Origin of the sequence: Halomonas sp. PA16-9 (assembly GCF_009728585.1) — a bacterium.
GTDB lineage: Bacteria > Pseudomonadota > Gammaproteobacteria > Pseudomonadales > Halomonadaceae > Vreelandella > Vreelandella titanicae.
On record NZ_CP040451.1, the window covers coordinates 3,294,309 to 3,312,545 of the forward strand.

General features: G+C 51.5%; 16 protein-coding genes. 8 read left to right on the plus strand and 8 right to left on the minus strand.

Annotation, left to right across the window (positions count from 1 at the left end; all coding sequences use genetic code 11):
• Positions 1 to 89 precede the first annotated feature (89 nt).
• The 5 genes from catA to salA all read right to left on the minus strand — a co-directional run bounded on the left by catA (position 90) and on the right by salA (position 5,670).
• Positions 90 to 1,064, minus strand: coding sequence for a catechol 1,2-dioxygenase (gene catA / locus FDY98_RS15380; protein WP_027958958.1), 975 nt, complete (start codon positions 1,062 to 1,064; stop codon positions 90 to 92).
• Between the two features lie 66 nt (positions 1,065 to 1,130).
• Positions 1,131 to 1,421, minus strand: coding sequence for a muconolactone Delta-isomerase (gene catC / locus FDY98_RS15385; RefSeq protein WP_027958957.1), 291 nt, complete (start codon positions 1,419 to 1,421; stop codon positions 1,131 to 1,133).
• Positions 1,422 to 1,479: 58 nt separating this feature from the next.
• Complete coding sequence (locus tag FDY98_RS15390) at positions 1,480 to 2,598, minus strand: muconate/chloromuconate family cycloisomerase (protein ID WP_027958956.1); 1,119 nt, start codon at positions 2,596 to 2,598, stop codon at positions 1,480 to 1,482.
• 518 nt (positions 2,599 to 3,116) lie between these two features.
• Positions 3,117 to 4,289: an ABC transporter substrate-binding protein gene (locus FDY98_RS15395; protein ID WP_027958955.1), complete on the minus strand. Its 1,173-nt coding sequence runs from the start codon at positions 4,287 to 4,289 to the stop codon at positions 3,117 to 3,119.
• A gap of 67 nt (positions 4,290 to 4,356) precedes the next feature.
• On the minus strand, positions 4,357 to 5,670 hold the full coding sequence (salA, locus tag FDY98_RS15400; RefSeq protein ID WP_051430625.1) for a salicylate 1-monooxygenase: 1,314 nt from the start codon (positions 5,668 to 5,670) through the stop codon (positions 4,357 to 4,359).
• A 202-nt stretch (positions 5,671 to 5,872) separates the two neighbouring features.
• Between salA and FDY98_RS15405 the strand changes: the two genes are divergently transcribed.
• Entirely contained in the window at positions 5,873 to 6,778 is a 906-nt protein-coding gene (locus tag FDY98_RS15405; protein WP_027958953.1) for a LysR family transcriptional regulator, read from the plus strand.
• A gap of 13 nt (positions 6,779 to 6,791) precedes the next feature.
• On the opposite strand, the gene FDY98_RS15410 is transcribed toward FDY98_RS15405, so the two are convergent.
• From FDY98_RS15410 to FDY98_RS15420, 3 genes are all read right to left on the minus strand, one after another.
• Positions 6,792 to 7,199: a nuclear transport factor 2 family protein gene (locus FDY98_RS15410; RefSeq protein ID WP_022521199.1), complete on the minus strand. Its 408-nt coding sequence runs from the start codon at positions 7,197 to 7,199 to the stop codon at positions 6,792 to 6,794.
• A 39-nt stretch (positions 7,200 to 7,238) separates the two neighbouring features.
• Positions 7,239 to 8,060: a 3-keto-5-aminohexanoate cleavage protein gene (locus FDY98_RS15415; protein ID WP_022521198.1), complete on the minus strand. Its 822-nt coding sequence runs from the start codon at positions 8,058 to 8,060 to the stop codon at positions 7,239 to 7,241.
• 113 nt (positions 8,061 to 8,173) lie between these two features.
• Positions 8,174 to 9,676: an SLC13 family permease gene (locus FDY98_RS15420; RefSeq protein ID WP_027958952.1), complete on the minus strand. Its 1,503-nt coding sequence runs from the start codon at positions 9,674 to 9,676 to the stop codon at positions 8,174 to 8,176.
• Between the two features lie 919 nt (positions 9,677 to 10,595).
• Between FDY98_RS15420 and FDY98_RS15425 the strand changes: the two genes are divergently transcribed.
• The 7 genes from FDY98_RS15425 (at position 10,596) to FDY98_RS15455 (ending at position 18,216) form a co-directional block, all read left to right on the plus strand.
• Positions 10,596 to 11,540: an IS5 family transposase gene (locus FDY98_RS15425; RefSeq protein ID WP_022519777.1), complete on the plus strand. Its 945-nt coding sequence runs from the start codon at positions 10,596 to 10,598 to the stop codon at positions 11,538 to 11,540.
• Positions 11,541 to 11,798: 258 nt separating this feature from the next.
• On the plus strand, positions 11,799 to 12,881 hold the full coding sequence (locus FDY98_RS15430) for a TRAP transporter substrate-binding protein (protein ID WP_022521196.1): 1,083 nt from the start codon (positions 11,799 to 11,801) through the stop codon (positions 12,879 to 12,881).
• A 2-nt stretch (positions 12,882 to 12,883) separates the two neighbouring features.
• A complete protein-coding gene (locus FDY98_RS15435) occupies positions 12,884 to 13,510 on the plus strand; it encodes a TRAP transporter small permease subunit (RefSeq protein ID WP_022521195.1) in 627 nt (208 codons plus the stop codon).
• Complete coding sequence (locus FDY98_RS15440; RefSeq protein ID WP_022521194.1) at positions 13,503 to 14,861, plus strand: TRAP transporter large permease; 1,359 nt, start codon at positions 13,503 to 13,505, stop codon at positions 14,859 to 14,861. Before FDY98_RS15435 ends, FDY98_RS15440 begins: the two co-directional genes overlap by 8 nt.
• A 54-nt stretch (positions 14,862 to 14,915) precedes the next feature.
• Positions 14,916 to 15,539: an isochorismatase family protein gene (locus FDY98_RS15445; RefSeq protein WP_022521193.1), complete on the plus strand. Its 624-nt coding sequence runs from the start codon at positions 14,916 to 14,918 to the stop codon at positions 15,537 to 15,539.
• A 254-nt stretch (positions 15,540 to 15,793) separates the two neighbouring features.
• Positions 15,794 to 16,771, plus strand: coding sequence for a helix-turn-helix domain-containing protein (locus FDY98_RS15450; RefSeq protein ID WP_022521192.1), 978 nt, complete (start codon positions 15,794 to 15,796; stop codon positions 16,769 to 16,771).
• 440 nt (positions 16,772 to 17,211) lie between these two features.
• Positions 17,212 to 18,216, plus strand: a complete 1,005-nt coding sequence (locus FDY98_RS15455) for a SphA family protein (protein WP_009286253.1) — start codon at positions 17,212 to 17,214, stop codon at positions 18,214 to 18,216.
• Positions 18,217 to 18,237: the final 21 nt, after the last annotated feature.

Consider the following 18,237-nt stretch of genomic DNA (forward strand, 5'->3'; position numbering starts at 1 on the left):
GATCTCTCTCCTCGTATTTATTATGTCGCGCTGTTATGTCTTGCTCAGGCGGGCCAAGGGGAGGGCCCGCCTTGCTCAAGGTATAGGGGTTAAACCTTGGCAGTACCGGCGAGCTGGCTGGCTAGATCCTGCTCGTCTTCCTTGGCGCGGGGACGGGCGTGACGCACTTGCAGCTCGGGGGCTTCGGTTTTAGCCAGTTCGACGTTAAACACGACGTGGGAGAACGGGCCGTCCAGGTCACGCTTGGCGATCTCGGCCGGGTCTTCGATCCGCTCGGCGGGGACGACCAGCTCTTCGCGGGTGGCAAAGGCAAAGTCATCAAAGGTGTAGGGGTCGCCCGCCAGGTTGATCTGGGTGGTCAGGTGCTGATGGCCGGGAGCGGAGACGAAGTAGTGAATATGCGCCGGGCGTTCGCCGTGACGGCCCAGTGACTTGAGCACCACATCGGTGGGGGCGCCTTCGGGTACGCCGTAGCCGGAGGGAATGATGCTGCGCGCGGTGTAACGGCCGTCGCTGTCTGCGTAGATCGTGCGGCGCATGTTGTACTCATCCTGGGAGGGATCAAAGAACGAGTAGCCGCCCTTGGAGTTGCAGTGCCAGATTTCAACCTTAGCGCCGGGGATCGGGGTACCTTCGACATCGCGCACCTGACCGGCCAGCCACATCACCTCGGCATCGGGATCACTGCCGTCGTCCATGCGGGCGAAGCCTTCCGCTTCCGGGGCACCGGCCACGTAGAGCGGGCCTTCGATGGTGCGCGGGGTGCCGCCGGTGCGCTTGGCTTCGGCATCGATGGCGTCCTGGCGCATATCAAGGAAGTGGTCAAAGCCGAGACCGGGCGAGAGCAATCCGAACTGGGTCTGGCTGCCCAGGGCATTGAGCAGGTTAACGCCCGCCCAGTACTCTTCCTCGGTGACATCAAAATCATCGATCAGCTTGAACAGGTCGCCCACAAGGCGGTGCACAATTTGCTTGGCGCGATCGTTGCCACCGGTCTGGTCAAAGCCCGCAACGGCTTTTAGGAAGTCTTGAACCTCGGGCGTGTCGAATATTTTTACAGTCATGGTGAAACCCTCTGTTTGTTATGGGGTGTTGTTGTAGTCATATGATCTGGCGTGTTACGTGGAGAGCTATCTATCGTCATCGCGCACTGAAGAGGGGTGACGACACAGCGGTTTGACGCTGATCTCCATATAGGGGAAGAGCGGCAGATTGCTGACCAGCTCTTGCAGCTCGGCGTTGTCTTCCACGTCAAAAATACTGACGTTCGAGTAGCTACCCGCCACCCGCCACAAATGGCGCCACTTACCCTGGCGCTGCAGGTCTTGGGAATACGCCTTTTCCGTTGCCTTGATCTTGGCTGCCTGCTCGGCAGGCATGTCGGGCGGCAACTTAACGGTCATCTCAACTTGAAACAGCATATGGCTCTCCTCTTTCATCGCGGGCGATCACAAGCGATGGCTTTATTTACTGCGGCTTTTACTTACGTGAGTAGTGCGCCAACTTATCTTCATCCAGGGTGATGCCGAGGCCAGCCCCTTGCGGTAACTCCACTCCAAACTCGGTGTAGTTGAGAGGGGTAACGACGATGTCGTCTTGCAAAAGCAGCGGGCCGAACATTTCCGTGCCCCAGGCCATTGCTGGCAGCGTTGCCCAGGCGTGTAGAGAGGCAGCCGTACCGATAGTGCCTTCCAGCAGGGTGCCGCCATATAAGCCAATGCCAGCCGCTTGGGCGACGTGAGCCAGCTCAAGTACCCCGTAAATACCGCCGGATTTGGCGATCTTTAGCGCAAAGGCACCACTGAAGCCGCCGCACACTAGATCAAGCCCGTCGCGGGCATCTTGCACGGCCTCGTCGGCGAGCATTGGCACATTGAAGCGGTTAGCCAAGCGAACTAAGCCGGCATGTTCACGAGCGCCAATGGGCTGCTCAATTAACTCGATGCCAGCATCCTGTAGCACCTGAATACCGCGAACGGCGGTGGATTCATCCCACGCCTGATTAACATCAACTCGCACGCTGGCCCGATCACCCAGCGCTTCCTTGATCGCCGCCACATGGCGCACGTCCTGATCCACCGGGTTAGCACCAATTTTTAACTTGAAGGCGCAGTGCTGACGCTGTTCTAAACGCAGCATGGCCTCATCAATATCTTTGGCGGTATCACCGCTGGCTAGCGTCCATAGCACGGGCAAGTGATCCTGACGTACGCCGCCCAGCAGCTCGGCGACGCTCAATCCCAAGCGTTTGCCCTGAGCATCCAACAGAGCCGTTTCTAATGCAGATTTGGCGATCATGTTACCGCGAGCATGACGGTTAAGCCGGGCACGCAACTGGTGGACATTGTTGGAGGGCTGGCCGACCAGCAAGGGGGCTAGATAAGTATCAATATTGCGCTTAATGCTCTCCGGGCTTTCCGGACCATAGGCCAGGCCACCAATCGTGGTGCCTTCGCCAAGCCCTTCGATACCGTCGGAGTGGCGCATGCGCACAATCACCATGGTTTGGCAGGCCATGGTGGTCATGGAGAGTTTGTGAGGGCGGATGGTCGGTAAGTCGACCAGCAGCGTCTCAATATGTTGGATGACGGTTGACATGCAGGCTCCAGCGTCTGGCAATCGTTGACTTGATGTCAGTTTGATTGCGCGAGGAAGAGGGAACCAATATTGTTTAGGTGCTTAGCCATACCGAGGAGGTATCAACACAGGGAGATGACTGCTTGTTTTTTTAGCGGGTAACTACCTTTATTTAACCACCCCGCCCTCTGCTCAGCTTCTCCAGCTCTACTCACATTCTGTAATTTTATATATTAATCAATAGCTTGTTAAATATGGTGGCGTTTTAACGGCGGTTTACCCATAAATGAGCGGTGTAATGATGGGTAAGGCATAGCAACACGGTGAGTACATAATATCTGCGACTAACTATTAAGGTGGCGGCATACTTGCCCCCACGCCACAGCCAGCTGGGTGGCTATCTCTTTTACGACAAAAGAATAAAACACATCATTGAGGCATGAGGCGTAAAGCAAAGGAAAGGAAAGGCAGCACGACGCTAGTCACACGATTTAGTCATACTGCCAACAATAAGAGGCGCTAATTCTCTTAAAACTCACTTACATCTGGCAATCAGCATCTGGTGACTCGAGTAGCTCATGCGCTACCGATAATACCTGGTGCCGACCATCGCGGATCTCACGCAGGTAGATATTTTGTATCGAGTGGTGGGACTTGGAGAATCGCAATGGCCCACGTGGGCTCTGCAGCTCAACGGCAGCGAGTGCGTCAATGAGTGCATCGCGGTCAGTGGTAGCACCTTCTACTGCATCAAGCGCTTGTATGAGCATGGCACCCGTGTCATACCCATGCACGGCATAGGCATCAGGCATCTCGCCGTAAGCCTCTTGATAAGCAGCTACGAAGCTCTGATTTTCTTCACTCTCCAGCGTTTCAGCGTAGTGTAGGGTCGTCAACACCCCCTCGCCCGCGCCCCCCAATGCTGCCAAATTACCTTCGGTCATAAAGCCAGAGCCCAACAGGGGAATATTTTCCTTAAGTCCGGCTGCAGCGTAGTCACGCACAAAGCTGACACCCCCTCCACCCGCGAAGAACGTATAAACCGCGTCGGGGTTGAGGCTGGCAATTTGCGTCAAATAACTTTGAAACTCAGTGCTGGGAAAAGGAACCAGAATTTGCTCAATAATCTCACCACCGGCTTCCGTAAACGCCTCCTCAAAAGCAGCAATATCCTCTTTACCACCGGCATAATCCCAGGTGATCGTTACCATCTCACGGTGACCGCGATCATAGGCTACTTTCCCCATGGGATAACTGTCCTGCCACATGTTATGCGAAGTACGAAAGACATTGGGCATGCAAAGTTCGTTCGTTGCCGCCCCCAAACCAGCATTGGGAATAATGGTAATAGCGCCGGTTTGCTTGGCAACGCGAAGCATCCCCATAGCCACACCTGAGTGGACAGGGCCAATAACAACGTCGACCTCGTCACTGTTAACTAATCGGCTCATATTCTGGGGGGCCTTGGAGGGATTGGCCTCGGAGTCAAGCTGGACATACTCGACTTCACGCCCTCCAAGCTGTCCACTATTCTGCTCAATAGCGAGTTTCAAACCATTGGTAATAGCCTCGCCCAGTGCCGTGTAGGTACCCGTATAGGGCAACATTAACCCCAGCTTTACAGGCTCGCCATCTTCAGCCATCGCAAGTTGCCCTGCCAGCAAAAAGCCTGCTCCAAGTAACGACGTCAGTGTTGTATTATTTGTTTTCATCGTTGCACTCTTTGTTGTAGTTCGTCTTTATAAAAGAAGTTATTGCTTTAAATGGGTAGCTTTTGGCTTACCCCCAGTTCTCGCTTGCTTCAAACTTCAAGCTATTTTTAGCGGCAATCACATCATCGTGCGGGTCATGATTCCAGAGCCACTCGAAGCGACTTTCAAGATTGTTAATTAGCTCGGCTTCATCGTCGCCGATGCCCTCTCCTGCATATTCGTAGACATCGCCCGCCTCATGGGAGGTACGCTGCACTTTGCAGGTACGGCTATGGCGTACTTGTTCAAAGGCAGACAACACAGTACTCACGTTGTTGCTACGGCAACTGGCATCCGCCAGCAGAGTCGCCAGCACATAGGCGTCCTCCAGCGCCTGACCGGCCCCCGCCCCCTGGTGAGGCACTAATGCATGGGCGGCGTCGCCAACGATCAGTACGCGGTCGCGTTGGTAGCGGGCAAGCTCAGGTAACTCATGCAGCGCCCAGCGCGTTGGCTCAGAAATGCATTCAAGAATGGCTTGGCAAGCCGGACTCCAACCTTCAAATACTTCTAGCATTTCCTCCTGGTTGACGGCTTGAACCCACTCTTCGCCTTCGGGCAGTTTAGGGTTCGGTATCGAACGATCCGTAATGAAGGCCACGACGTTAACGAGTTGGGACTGCTTAACCGGGAAGGTCAGAATATGGCGATCTTTGCCAAGATACATCTGAGGCACCAAGGCCAAGCGCCTCTCGCTGCCTTTAGCCTTTAGAGCAGCCTCTAGATCCCTGGTGGGAATCATGCCGCGATAAGCGTAAGTGCCACTCCAGAACGGAGTAATTTCACCGTACTGCTCCGGGGGTAGCACATGGGGGCGCACCGCCGACTTAATGCCGTCAAAGCCGATGATCACATCACCAGTAAAGTGAGTGCCATCATCGAAGCTGGCGGTGGCGCTGTCGGCGTCTTGCTTAACGTCTATACAGCGTTTGCCGAAGTGGGCGATACCCTCAGGCAGATTGGCAACAATCGCATCAAGAAAATCGGCACGATGCACCGAGGATTGGCCAACGCCAGGGGCTAAACTGGCGGTTAAGTAACCATCATCACTACCACGCCGCCATTCAAACCAAACATCCTCAAAGGGCGCTGGTGAGGAGTCGGCAATACGCTGATACGCGTCTTCCAACCCCAATAGCTGAATGGCTTTTACCGCATTGGGGCCAAAGGAGACACCCGCACCAATCTCTGAGAACTGAGGAGCCGCTTCGAAAAGCTGAACATCAAGCTGACTATCACGGGACAACGCGACGGCGAAGGCCACCCCTCCGATGCCACCACCTACGACGCCAATCGAAAGACGTTTTGGCTGTATATTTGCTACTGTGCTGTTAGCTACCATGATTTAACTCTGCTCAGGGGCTTATCGTTATGTGTTGAGCGTTATGCTCTCCCCTAACGCTATTCGGAAGCGCCAACTGCCACCACACAGCTTCCTTCATTCAGACTATAAACGGCGCTAATAACAAGATGAATCAACCAGTTAAAAACCTCTCTGACGACTGCATTCGACTATTGTGGAATACGTTGCGAGGCGCAAGGTGATGGAGAAACTTGCCAACATTGACCTGAATCTGCTGGTTGTTTTTGACTTGTTGTACCAAGAACAAAATACACAACGGGTGGCGCTGCGCTTGGGTATCACCCAACCGGCGGTGAGCCATGCACTGAAGCGTTTACGCCACTTGCTGGAGGACGAACTTTTCGAGCGCACGTCGCAAGGTCTGCAACCTACGCCCCGTGCCAGTCGACTGCACCCCGGCATTGCGGATGCGTTGGCACGAATGAACGACACGCTGAACCTATGCGACGATTTCAACCCCGCTAAGAGTGAGCGCACTTTCCATATCAACATGACCGATATCGGTGAAATAGTTTTTCTCCCACGCCTGCTGCAACATCTTTCACGCCATGCGCCGGGGGTTTCACTCAACACCGTGCGCAGCCACCATAATGACCTGAAAAACGAGATGGAGGAGGGAGAGATAGATTTGGCAGTTGGCCTGATCCCACAATTAGGGGCAGGCTTCTACCAGCAGCGACTGTTTGTACAACGCTACGTTTGCTTAATGCGCGAGCATCACCCGCTCGCTGCAGAGGAGTTTAGCCTTGAGGCGTTTCGCACAGCGCATCACGCTGTGGTGGTTGCCCGGGGAACCGGGCATGGCATTATCGAAGAGCAGCTTGCGCACGCTGGGGTTGTGCGCCCAGTTCGGTTAACACTGCCGCATTTCGCAGCGGTTCCCTATATCGTCAGCAGCAGCGATCTAGTGGTGACGGTTACCGATAAATTAGCCGAGGCAACGCGAACACGTTTCGGGTTAGCCATTCGTGAGCATCCCCTAACGTTCCCAGAAATCCCGATTAATCTTTTCTGGCACCGTCGCTTTCATCAAGACCCAGGCAACCGCTGGCTGCGTGGGCTGATGTTTTCTCTGTTCTCTGAATAGAGGTCATTAACGCCTAGGAGTTCGGCTTCGCCCACGCGGCGCGGGTGCTATGGGCTGCCGTTTTATTGGTAATTTTCCAGATGCCGTCGACCTTCACCAGGGCAATCACATCGACCCAGGAATCCGCCAGATTGTCGCTATTATCAAAGCCTAGCAGTACGCTGGCGACTTCTCCCGCCTGGGTGACGGCAATAAAGCGGCTCTTCACTTTACGGTGGCTAGCCGCCCAGCGCTCGAAACGGTCGCTGATCAAGTCAGTCGCCAACTTGCCACCAGCATCCACAGCAAAAATCCACGCATCCTTATGAAACGCCTCCTCCAGCTTTTCTCGACCGCCTTGAAAGCCATCCACATATAGCTGCACAACCCGTTTGATCTCATCGATCTCGGGTGCATCGCCCACAACAGTGATATTCGTCATCTTTTTACTCCTGCTTATTAATTGCTATTTTTGTACTGTTTATAACCCAAGCATCTCACGGGCCTGCTGCCACGTAGCCACGGGGCGCTGATATTTTTCGCATAAGGCGACGGTACGCGCGACCAGCGCGGCATTAGAGGGTGCCAGCGTTTTGCTATTCAGGCGAACGTTATCTTCAAGACCGGTACGGGTATGACCGCCAGCCGCAATCGACCACTCGTTAAGCAGGTATTGATTGGCGCCAATACCCGCACCGCACCACTGAGCCTCTGGCGCCAAGCGCTTGAGCGTCTCGATATAGAAATCAAACGTTGGCTTATCCGCTGGCATTGAATTCTTAACGCCCATCACAAACTGCACATAGAGCGGTGTCTTTAGCTTGCCTTGTTTGGAAAGCGCCACCGCTTGATGGATATGCGACAGATCAAACGCTTCAATTTCGGGCTTAATACCGTACTTGAGCATTTCCTCTGCAAGCCACTCCACCAACTGCGGCGGATTCTCGTAAACACGATTAGGGAAATTGTTGGACCCCACCGACAGGCTGGCCATATCAGGTTTCAATGGCAACATCCCGCCACGTGCCTCCCCTGCGCCGGAACGCCCGCCAGTTGAGAATTGAATGATCATACCAGGGCAATGCTTCTTGAGCCCTTCCATCAAACGACCAAACTTCTCGGGATCGGAGGAAGGTGTTTGATCATCGTTGCGCACGTGGCAGTGAGCAATGACAGCTCCTGCTTCGAACGCCGCCTGGGTGCTTTCAATCTGCTCATCCACCGTAATCGGCACGGCTGGATTGTTCTCTTTACGCGGCAGACTGCCGGTAATAGCGACGCAAATAATGCAGGGTTGAGACATAAACACCTCTCTCTGTTCTTATTGCGAACATAAATTTGCATTGCGAACAAAATAGACTGGATACTGATTAGCGTCAAATCGAAATCACTGCCAATGATGTTGTTCGTCATATTTTAGAAAGAGACATCGAAAACCAGAGGAACAATGGTGTAGAGCGCGACCATGATCACTAACAAACCGATGACATTGAGCCAAATACCTGCCCGAATCATGCTTTTGATGGGAAGATCCCCTGTTGCGAAAGCCACCGCGTTGGAAGGTGTTGCGACTGGCAACATGAAGGCGCAGCTCACGGCAAAGGTAACCACGATGGTCATCAGGAAGGGCTCAATGCCCAGCCCAACGGCGATAGATCCCATGATGGGGAAGAAGGCAGCTGCCGTCGCCGTATTGCTGGTTAGCTCGGTCAATAGGATAATCACGATAGCGGTGATGGCTAGAATCAAAATTAGGGGCAGTCCCGACAATCCCGATACGCTCTCGCCAACCCAGGCGCTTAAACCGGTGGCGGTGAACTGGGCTGAAAGTGTTAGGCCACCACCAAATAGAATCAGTACTCCCCAAGGCACGTCCCGCGTAGCCGACCACGCCAGCAATGCCCCTTTTCCTCTAGAAGCAGGAATTACAAACATTAGAATTGCCGCGAGAATCGCCACGCTGGTGTCGTTGATGTTGGAGAGCCAAGGCAGCGCATTCTGCACAAATGGAAATTGCGCGATTAATGGCAAAAATACCCAGCAGAACACTGCCCCAGCAAAGACCATCAATACACGTGATTCTTCAGGCGATAGTCGGCCCATACCCTTGAGTTCTGTCTCTATCATCGCTCGGCCTCCCTGAATATTCTCAACTTCCGAGCGGAACACCAGTTTGTTCAGGACTAGCCAAGCCAGCATCAGCATAGTGAATGAGAAAGGCACACCTACCAGCATCCAGTGACCAAAACCGATGCTAAGCCCGTGAGTGTCTTCCATGTAGGCGCGCATTAGCGCCATCGGTGGCTGACCGATCAGCGTCGCCATGGAGCCGATGGTGATGGCATAGGCGATGCCCAGTAGCACAGCAGCAGAAAACTTGGGCGTGTCATCACCGTTACCCAGCGACTTCACTAACGCAATGATCGAGACACCGATTGGCACCATAATCACTGCGGTTGCTGTATTGCTCACCCACATGGTGATGAACCAGCTTGCGAACATCAGACCGAAGACAATTTGAGCGGGTTTAGTACCCACGGTGAGCACCGTCAGTAACGCGAAGCGACGATGTAAATTCCAGCGCTGCGTTGCCAAGCCCAGCAGTACGCCACCCAATACTAGAAAGACAATGCTGTGAGCATAGGGCGAGGCGGTCGCTCCGACCGAGGCAATATCGAAAAAAGGGAACAGTACAAGCGGCAACAGCGACGTGACAGGAATGGGAATCGCCTCTGTCATCCACCAGGTGGCCATCAGCATAGCAATGCCTGCTACAAGACGAGCGTTGAAGGCTAGCGTTTCGGGTAAAAGGAAGAAAACACCCAAGCCAATGACAATGCCCATGACGAGCGAGATTGGTTTGAAAGCAGAAGCTTCAGCGTAGGGCGTTTGTTCAACGGCCACGGTGGTTTGCGACATGATCATTTTACCCGCAGAGCAATAACAGTGCAGGTGAGTGTTACTGCTCGGGTTCACTGATTCCAATACTTATCGGGTTGTTACCTATACCCAACCGATCAATGAGTCAAGACTGCAAAAATGCCTATGTAACGATAAAAAACAGAAATTTAGCCGTTATTTAGTTGTCACACTCATTGGTGAGGCACATTTTCAAAACGCAGGCTTACGGGGAATCCAACTTTTTTCACATTGGGTAATGTGCGACCAATAAATGACACTGTAGATGTCGTTATCTTTCGATGGCCGGTCGCCGGGAACTTGGAAGTACATTAACGAGTATGGGGTGGTAAGAAACACGAATCGAAAACTGACAATAGCACCGTGTTTGTCAACGGAAACCAGACGAAGTAACTAGTCACACAGCATCCGCAAACCTTGGGCACACCAGATCGGAGATAAGACGCGGAGTATTCTAGAGACGTTGTGAGTGCAATAGCATGATTTAAACCGTACACCCCCAGAGTTGGACTAATGGTAATACCGCATGACCGTTGATGACAGAACAATCCAAAGTGGCTAGATTCCCAACACATCTAACCTCTCCGCCCTCGCGCGAAAACAGCTGCAAATAAAAGCTACTATATAACAGCACAGGATTTAATCGAAAAAACCTATGAGCCCCCTTGGATCAGAAGAATGAACCGTCCTTGAATTTGTATTACAGTGAAAAATAAATCTTTAGCATAAAGGACTAAAGTATTATTTTATAAGTTCATTACACGATAATTTTTCATTCAAAGCACAGAGATCGTGATTTTATTCGTCTAAAAGGAAGCTTTTCATGTAAGAGTATTCTAAATACTAAGGAAGCTCTGAAAAAGTCACTGCCATCAGTGATAATACGGCTATCGTCAACTGCATAGGATTCAGTGCTGCCATGGATCAAATCACCTTCTCCGAAGCCGAGTACCAGAACAAGAAGAGAAAGACCCGCCGCGAACTCTTTCTGGAGCGGATGGACAAGCTGATCCCCTGGACGCAGCTGGAGAAGAAGGTAGTCCGTTATTACCCCAAGGGCGAGAGCGGGCGGCCTCCGTATCCGTTGTCTGCCATGCTCCGCGTCCATTGCATGCAGTTGTTTTACAACTTGAGCGATCCGGCCATGGAAGACGCCCTCTACGAGATCGAGTCCATGCGCCAATTCGCCGGTTTGAAACTAGACCGATTGCCGGACGAAACCACGATTCTCAAGTTTCGCCATTTTCTGGAACACCACGGCCTTGGCAAGGTGCTGTTCCAGGAAGTGAACAACCACCTAGAGAAAAATGGCCTGATGCTGCGCGAAGGGAGCATTGTCGATGCCACTATCATCTCTGCGCCTAGTTCCACCAAAAACAAAAAAGGCGAGCGCGATCCGGAAATGCACCAGACTAAAAAAGGTAGCTCTTGGCACTTTGGCATGAAAATGCATATAGGTGTCGACGATAAGCTTGGGTTGATTCACAGCATCGAGACCACGGCTGCCAATGTCCATGACATTGTGCCTGCCGATAAGCTCCTTCACGGTGAAGAGCAACGCGTCTTCGGTGATGCCGGTTACCTGGGTATTCAAAAACGCGACGAGCACAAGCACCGCAACGATATCTCTTGGTATATTGCCAAACGGCCTGGCACCCGCAAGAAGCTAGATGCCAGGCGACAGAAAGTCGAAAACATCAAAGCCAGTATCCGTGCCAAGGTGGAGCACCCCTTTCGGTACATCAAACAAGTTTTTGGTTATGGCAAGGCTCGCTATCGTGGACTGGCCAAAAACACTCAGCGCCTGCACTTGCTGGCGGCGTTCAGCAACCTGCTGATCAGTGAGAAATACCTATGGGAATAGGGCGATTGCGCTCCTTTCCCGCTCAATGAGCGGGAAAGGAGCAAAAATACACAAAGAAAGGGAGAAGAGTGTCTAAATTTTCGATTTTTGTAGGCTCAAGTAAGCGTTGATGAATATCGGCAGTTATTCAGACCTTCCCTAAATAAGACAAACCTTTAAGGCATGCCTTTAAACCTATTAAGTATTTGCTCTAGATTGCAGCGGTTGTGACCCTTTCAAGGCTAACAAACATACTCAAACATAAAATAAGGTAATGAGATGACTACAAAGAGCCTTGGACACTTAACAACCACCGCACGCATTATCCCGCTGGCAGCCGCTATAGCGGCGGCAGCAGTAGGTACTGCACACGCCAGCGAAAGGCTAGATGTCGCGAGCGCCTACTCTACTCAGAACCTGTTTGGCCAGAGCGCCAAGAACATCTCCGAAAGAATCAAAATGATGTCGTCAGGTGAGTTTGAGTTCGCCGTCCATGATCCGGGCGAACTCGTACCTCCGTTTGAGATCTTCAACTCTGTCTCGTCTGGTGCCATCCCCGCCGGCTGGACCAGCATCGCCTATCTTTCCGGCAACTTGCCCATTGCCAATCTCTATGGCGCTCTACCCTTTAGCCCACCCGCAGAGGCAGTGTTCTCCTGGACGTCTGCTGGCGAAGGAAGCGAGCTGTTGCAGAAGGCGCTGGACCCTTATAACGTCAAGTTCCTGGCTTGCTCCTACCTACCCCAAGAGCCAGGCGGCTGGTTCAACAAGGAAATCAACAGCACCGATGACTTGAACGGCCTGTCGATGCGAATCTCTGGGCTGGGCGCACAGGTTCTAAACAAATTCGGCGCTTCAACACAATTGATTCCCGGGAACGAAGTCTACCTCTCGCTTGAGCGTGGTCGGGTTGATGCCGCCGAGTTCTCGATTCCCCAAGTTGATAGTGCGATGGGCTTGGACGAGATTGCCGAGTATTACTATTTCCCCGGCTGGCAGCAAGGGGCAGGCTGGCTTGCACTGCTCATCAACCAGAGCGTCTGGGACGGATACAGCGATGCTCAGCGTGGGCAGATCAGTACCGCTTGTCAGGCCAATATCCAGAAAGAGGCTGATGAGGTGATCCCGGCCCAGGTAGAGACGCTACGTGAACTGGAAGAGAGTGGCGTCAAGATCCGCCGATTCCCTGATGAGGTTCTCAATGCCCTACACGATAGTTGGGATGAAGTGCGCAGCGAACTAATGGCTGAGAGTCCCGAGTTCGACGAAGCGTACACATCACTAATAGAGCATGCCGAAAAGATGCAGCAGTGGCATGACCTCCAAACCCTTCCTAGCAAAACAGATGTCCAAGGGGACTGACTATGACTACGGCCCCTCTCGCCCCTTGGCGTGAGCGTGGCGCTGCGGTCTCTTCCGCCCTGTCTCGACCCTTGGTCGGGCTGGGGCTGTTGGTAGGTCGCGTCACCAGCTGGCTGGTATTGCTGGTGATGGCGGCTGTCCTGTTGACCGTACTGCTCAACGCTACTGGCATCAACGAGATTGCTCGCTGGAACGATAAGGTGCTCCTTTTCGGAAATGCCCTGACCATCAACAGCATCACTGAGCTTCAGTGGCACCTTTTCGGTGTCTTGACACTGTTCGGAGGCACCTACGCCCTACATCACGATACCCATGTGCGTGTCGATCTGATTTATCACCGCTTATCGCCTAGTCATCGCGCCATGGTTGATGTGATCGGTCACTTGGTGTTGCTGATTCCCTTTTGTCTACTGGTCGCTTGGCTTTCTAAGCACTTCGTGACGATGTCCTTCTTGACAGGGGAGAAATCGAACTACGGGGGACTCACGGATCGCTATCTGATCAAGGCCATACTTCCCATCTCTCTGGTTTTCTTAGCCTTGGGAGCCCTTGGTCAAGTATTCGAGAAGCTAACCATCATCCTTGACCCGCGAAAAGCGGAGACAGATCACGAGGTCAACAATGGCTGAATTCATCAGTGAATATTATTTGGCGATGTTGATGGTGGTATCGCTGCTGGCCGGTATTTTTACCGGTTATCCTGTAGCGTTCCTGTTAGGCGGGCTAGGCATTATTTTCGCCTTCATCGGCGGCATTCCCGTTCCTTTCTTGGCCACAGTAGGATCACGTATCTACGGTGGTGTGGTCGAGAATTGGTTGATGATCGCCATCCCGCTCTTCGTGTTTATGGGCCTAATGCTTGAGAGTTCCGGCGTGGCGAGGCGATTGCTACTAACCTTGCAGCGTGTATTCGGGCGGACGCCCGGTGGACTCGCCATTTCTGTAGCTATTCTGGGCGTAGTGATGGCTGCCAGTACGGGCATTATTGGTGCGTCAGTGGTTATGCTTGGCCTTCTAGCGTTACCCGTGATGATGCGGCAAGGTTATCACCCGGAGATGGCCTGTGGGGTGATAGCGGCTTCCGGTACGCTTGGGATTCTCATCCCACCTTCCATCATGCTGGTTCTCATGGGCTCGATACTTCAAGTATCGGTAGGAGACTTGTTCAAAGCCGCACTAATTCCCGGGCTGTTGCTCGGCGCCCTCTATGTTGCTTACCTATTGATCATCGCTCGTATCAAGCCCCATTGGGCGCCGCTGCCGGACCTCGACGCCACTGACACCGACACATCTCCTCTCATGTTAGCCTTGGCGCGGGACCTGTTTGGCCCATGCGTGTTGATCTTCGCCGTACTGGGTTCAATCATGGCAGGGATAGCTACACCGACGGAGGCGGCGGCAATCGGTGCACTGGGCAGTGTGATCCTTGCGCTGCTGATGCGCAGTATTAGTTGGAACACACTTAGTAAAACCGTACAGGAGACCGCCCGCACATCGGCGATGATTCTGTTCGTCGTGATCGGTGCTACCAGTTTTTCTGTCGTCTTCAAGCGGTTGGGTGGTGATTACATGATCGAGGCCTTGATCACTGGTACGGGGCTTGGGCCCTATGGTTTGCTACTGCTGATCATGGGCTTGATCTTTGTGCTTGGTTTCTTTCTGGAATGGATTGAGATCAGCTTCGTGGTTCTCCCCTTAGTGGCTCCGGTGGTAGAAATACTGGATTTCGGGTTGGGACTAAGCAGTCAAGCCATTCTGATTTGGTTTGCCATTTTGGTCGCCATAAACCTACAAACGAGTTTTCTCACACCGCCCTTTGGCTATGCGCTGTTCTACCTTAAGGGAATTACGGAAGGTAAGATCGGAATCGGCACTATTTATCGTTCGATCATCCCGTTCGTCCTTCTTCAGATCACTGGGTTGGCTCTGTGCATATTCTTCCCTGCAATAGCGCTCTGGTTACCTGGTTTGTTGCCATGACTCCTTCGACACTATTTCCTATTTAGCCCATAGACATTTAAGAAGGAATGAGTAATGAAATTTGAACTAAACAACCCCACAAAAACTGCTCTTCTTGTCATTGACATGGAAAATGATTTTGTTAAGCCAGGTGCACCGATGTGTGTACCCATGGCTACTAAAGCTGTACCGAATATCAAGAAACTGATAGATGTCTGCAGGAAAAAGGGCGCCACGGTAATTTACACAACTCATGTGCACGGAAAAGATCGTGGCGACATGGGGCTGATGTCAGGTTTCTGGCCGCCTATCGACAGCCAAGAAGCTCTTGTTGATAACACACCAGGTACCGAAATATACCCTGACATCGCTCCTCAAGAAGGAGAGCTTGTCATCAAAAAGCATCGCTACAGTGCTTTCTACAACACGGATCTTGAAACTCAGCTTAGAAACAGAGGGATTGATACGCTTGTTATTACTGGCACTGTTACCAACATGTGCTGTGAATCGACTGCTCGAGGTGCTCAGTTCAGAGACTACAAAACCATTTTTGTTTCGGACGCTACCGGTACCATGTACCATCCAGACCTGGGTGCCGGTGCTATGAGTGCCGAAGATGTCCAAAAGGCGACACTAACAAGCCTTTCATTCTGTGTTGCTGAGATTGCATCGACTGATGAAGTCATAGAAAGACTTTGAAGCAAACAATATATTGCTGTTCATGAATTAAAAAAAGGGGATGAAGGCAGAAGCCAAAAAACCAGTTTCAACAAGGTCCTCCCTATTACTATTATTGCTGCTGCCCCTGCACTGACGCTCCCGGGGGGTCATCAACGCTTAGAGCGCTTAATATTCTTGAATACCGTATAGCCGCCAGCAACTGCTGCAATGGGCCAGCCTAAAGCTAAGGATGTACTTTTTAATAGCCACCTCACACAAAATGAGTGCGCACCATGAGACATTTTTCCAGCGTTAGCACAGAGCATTTCAGCCATACTAAACGCCTTAAAGAATGGCAAGATGTCATGAGTATTCATCTGGGGAAAACCCCGGAACGCATCCGGCGATTGGAAAGTACTTCGGTTTCACCACTATACAAAGAACCATTCAAGGGACGACTTGAATACGGCGCGCTTGGTGAGTTGCAATTCTGCAGAATGGTTTGCAGCCCTCACCGATTTTCTCGACGCATTAATAAAACCGCATATCGGGATGCTCACCCTGGGTTGCTGGTTTTACAAATGGGCGGAGTGAGCCAGGTTGAACAAAGTGGTAAAAGCTCTACCTTCACTCCCGGAGACCTCCTCTTTCTAGACTGTGGCCGACATTTCACTGTTACAAGTACCAAAAACTGTGAGTATTTAATGCTTCTTTGTGGCGATCTTGGCACGCCTGCCACCATCCCAAAAGATTTACGCATAAATAATCGGAATGGACTAGGCCGAATGCTCCATAATTTTATTGTCGACGCCTATACACAGTACCCTCTCCTGAACGATGCCACATCCTGTTCGCTAGGCAAAAGTATTATTTCCTTGCTCCAGAACACGGTTGAAAACAAGAACAAGGAAGAAGAGCTTGAGCATAACCCGCGCTTATTTAAGAAAAACTGGATAAAAGATTTCGTTGATAGGAACCTTTCTAGCCATGAATTAACCGTAGAGCGAATAGCCCAGATTGCGCAGTGCTCTACACGAACCCTTCATCGCGCATTTGAAGATGAAAGTGAGTGTAGTTTAAGTGAGTATATCTGGCAGCGCCGCTTAACCCGCTGTGCAGAAGACCTTCGAGACCCAAATAGCATAGGGCGCACGATTAGTGATGTAGCACATAAATGGGGTTTTACCTGTAGTGCACACTTTAGCAGATCATTTAAAGCTTCTTATGGCGTTTCACCGCGAGTCTTTCGCGATTCAGCCAGGGCCGGCTGATATTTCAAAACTTAATTTTACTTAACAAAATTAACGAAAAGCTATTAAGCAAACCCACTCATCTCTATCGGCTACCCATTGCTATGAGCCGAGCTACTTTCGAAGCCCTCCTCGCTCAACACAGGCTAACCATCGTATTCTCGGACAATATGTTGTTTGACAGTTGGCAGAGCTCCAGGCCCACCCCTCTTGCTTTCAATAATCACCTTCAAAAATGCCTCCCCGTATCTTGCAAAGGGGGGGCCATGAGCTTGAACTTTAAGTAACTCGCATACGCTACGACTCATGAAATGTCGTAATGGCACAGCTGTTCAAATATGTCGCTTTCAGACAAGACACGATCTTTTTTCTCTCCTAAAGTCAGGTGCAACAGAGGCATTAGGCCTCTGCATTAAAACTTAAACACCCAAAAACACTATAACAACAACAGGCCTTGATGTATGAATAAAGCTCCCATGTACGCACGTGCAATAATATCGTCGTCTCTATTTGCCCTGGTATGTTCTTCTGCCTTGGCGGCAAATGGTCCACCCCCACCTGCCGTTAGTCAGCCAGGTGGCATAAACCTTGGTAATACCAGTTTCTATGACGGCTTCGCTGGGCCGCCTGGACTTAATCACAATATTTACTTACAGCACAGTAGAGCAACGTCTTTCCGCGATAACGATGGCAATGATAATAAGGTTTTTGATAACCCAGAGTTCAGTGCCACCACTTTAGTAAATCAATTTACTTACTACTCACCAAAAACAATTGGGAGAGGAGGGCATTTAGGCTGGAGCATCATTCTACCAATCGTTTCACTCGATGCTGATTTTGGGGCTAAAGGCCCTCAATTAAAAGACAACGGCACAGGTTTTGGAGATATATCTCTTGGCCCAATGGTTCAGTTTGATCCAATAGTCGACGCTCAGGGACGGCCTACGTTCGTTCAGCGTTTGGCGCTTGATGTTTCGTTGCCTATAGGTGAATACGATGAGACTAAAGACTTTAATCCCGGTTCAAATTTTTACTCGATAAACCCTTATTGGGCGGCAACGTGGATGCCTGCTGAGCGTTGGGAAATGAGCTGGAGGCTGCATTATTTATACAACTTCAAAAACAGCGATCCTGCCAGCAGTACCTACCAGCTGTTCAATGGTGATCCAGTTCGCGATACCCAAGCAGGCCAAGCCGCCTGGTCAAACTTCGCCGCCTCTTATGAAGTCATTCCGAACGTGTCAGTTGGCTTAAATGGATACTACTTTAAGCAACTGGAGGACGACAAAGTCAATGGACAACGTCTTGAAGATTCGCGAGAGGAGGTATTAGGCATTGGACCAGGGCTATTGTGGAAAAACACCAAAGGGCCATGGCTTTGGTTCAACGTATATCACGAGACAGAAGTCGAAAATCGCGCAAAAAACGACTTCTCAGTCCAAGCGCGCTTAGCGTATCCACTTTAATTAAAATGAATCTACCACGAG

Excerpts from the sequence above, each read along its gene's own strand:
- FDY98_RS15410 (WP_022521199.1), bottom strand. The coding sequence starts at position 7,199 with ATGACGAATATCACTGTTGTGGGCGATGCACCCGAGATCGATGAGATC.
- FDY98_RS15395 (WP_027958955.1), bottom strand. The coding sequence starts at position 4,289 with ATGAAAACAAATAATACAACACTGACGTCGTTACTTGGAGCAGGCTTT.
- FDY98_RS15420 (WP_027958952.1), bottom strand. The coding sequence starts at position 9,676 with ATGTCGCAAACCACCGTGGCCGTTGAACAAACGCCCTACGCTGAAGCT.
- FDY98_RS15390 (WP_027958956.1), bottom strand. The coding sequence starts at position 2,598 with ATGTCAACCGTCATCCAACATATTGAGACGCTGCTGGTCGACTTACCG.
- salA (WP_051430625.1), bottom strand. The coding sequence starts at position 5,670 with ATGGTAGCTAACAGCACAGTAGCAAATATACAGCCAAAACGTCTTTCG.
- FDY98_RS15435 (WP_022521195.1), top strand. The coding sequence starts at position 12,884 with ATGACTACGGCCCCTCTCGCCCCTTGGCGTGAGCGTGGCGCTGCGGTC.
- FDY98_RS15415 (WP_022521198.1), bottom strand. The coding sequence starts at position 8,060 with ATGTCTCAACCCTGCATTATTTGCGTCGCTATTACCGGCAGTCTGCCG.
- FDY98_RS15425 (WP_022519777.1), top strand. The coding sequence starts at position 10,596 with ATGGATCAAATCACCTTCTCCGAAGCCGAGTACCAGAACAAGAAGAGA.
- FDY98_RS15450 (WP_022521192.1), top strand. The coding sequence starts at position 15,794 with ATGAGACATTTTTCCAGCGTTAGCACAGAGCATTTCAGCCATACTAAA.
- FDY98_RS15405 (WP_027958953.1), top strand. The coding sequence starts at position 5,873 with ATGGAGAAACTTGCCAACATTGACCTGAATCTGCTGGTTGTTTTTGAC.
- catA (WP_027958958.1), bottom strand. The coding sequence starts at position 1,064 with ATGACTGTAAAAATATTCGACACGCCCGAGGTTCAAGACTTCCTAAAA.
- catC (WP_027958957.1), bottom strand. The coding sequence starts at position 1,421 with ATGCTGTTTCAAGTTGAGATGACCGTTAAGTTGCCGCCCGACATGCCT.
- FDY98_RS15430 (WP_022521196.1), top strand. The coding sequence starts at position 11,799 with ATGACTACAAAGAGCCTTGGACACTTAACAACCACCGCACGCATTATC.
- FDY98_RS15440 (WP_022521194.1), top strand. The coding sequence starts at position 13,503 with ATGGCTGAATTCATCAGTGAATATTATTTGGCGATGTTGATGGTGGTA.
- FDY98_RS15455 (WP_009286253.1), top strand. The coding sequence starts at position 17,212 with ATGAATAAAGCTCCCATGTACGCACGTGCAATAATATCGTCGTCTCTA.
- FDY98_RS15445 (WP_022521193.1), top strand. The coding sequence starts at position 14,916 with ATGAAATTTGAACTAAACAACCCCACAAAAACTGCTCTTCTTGTCATT.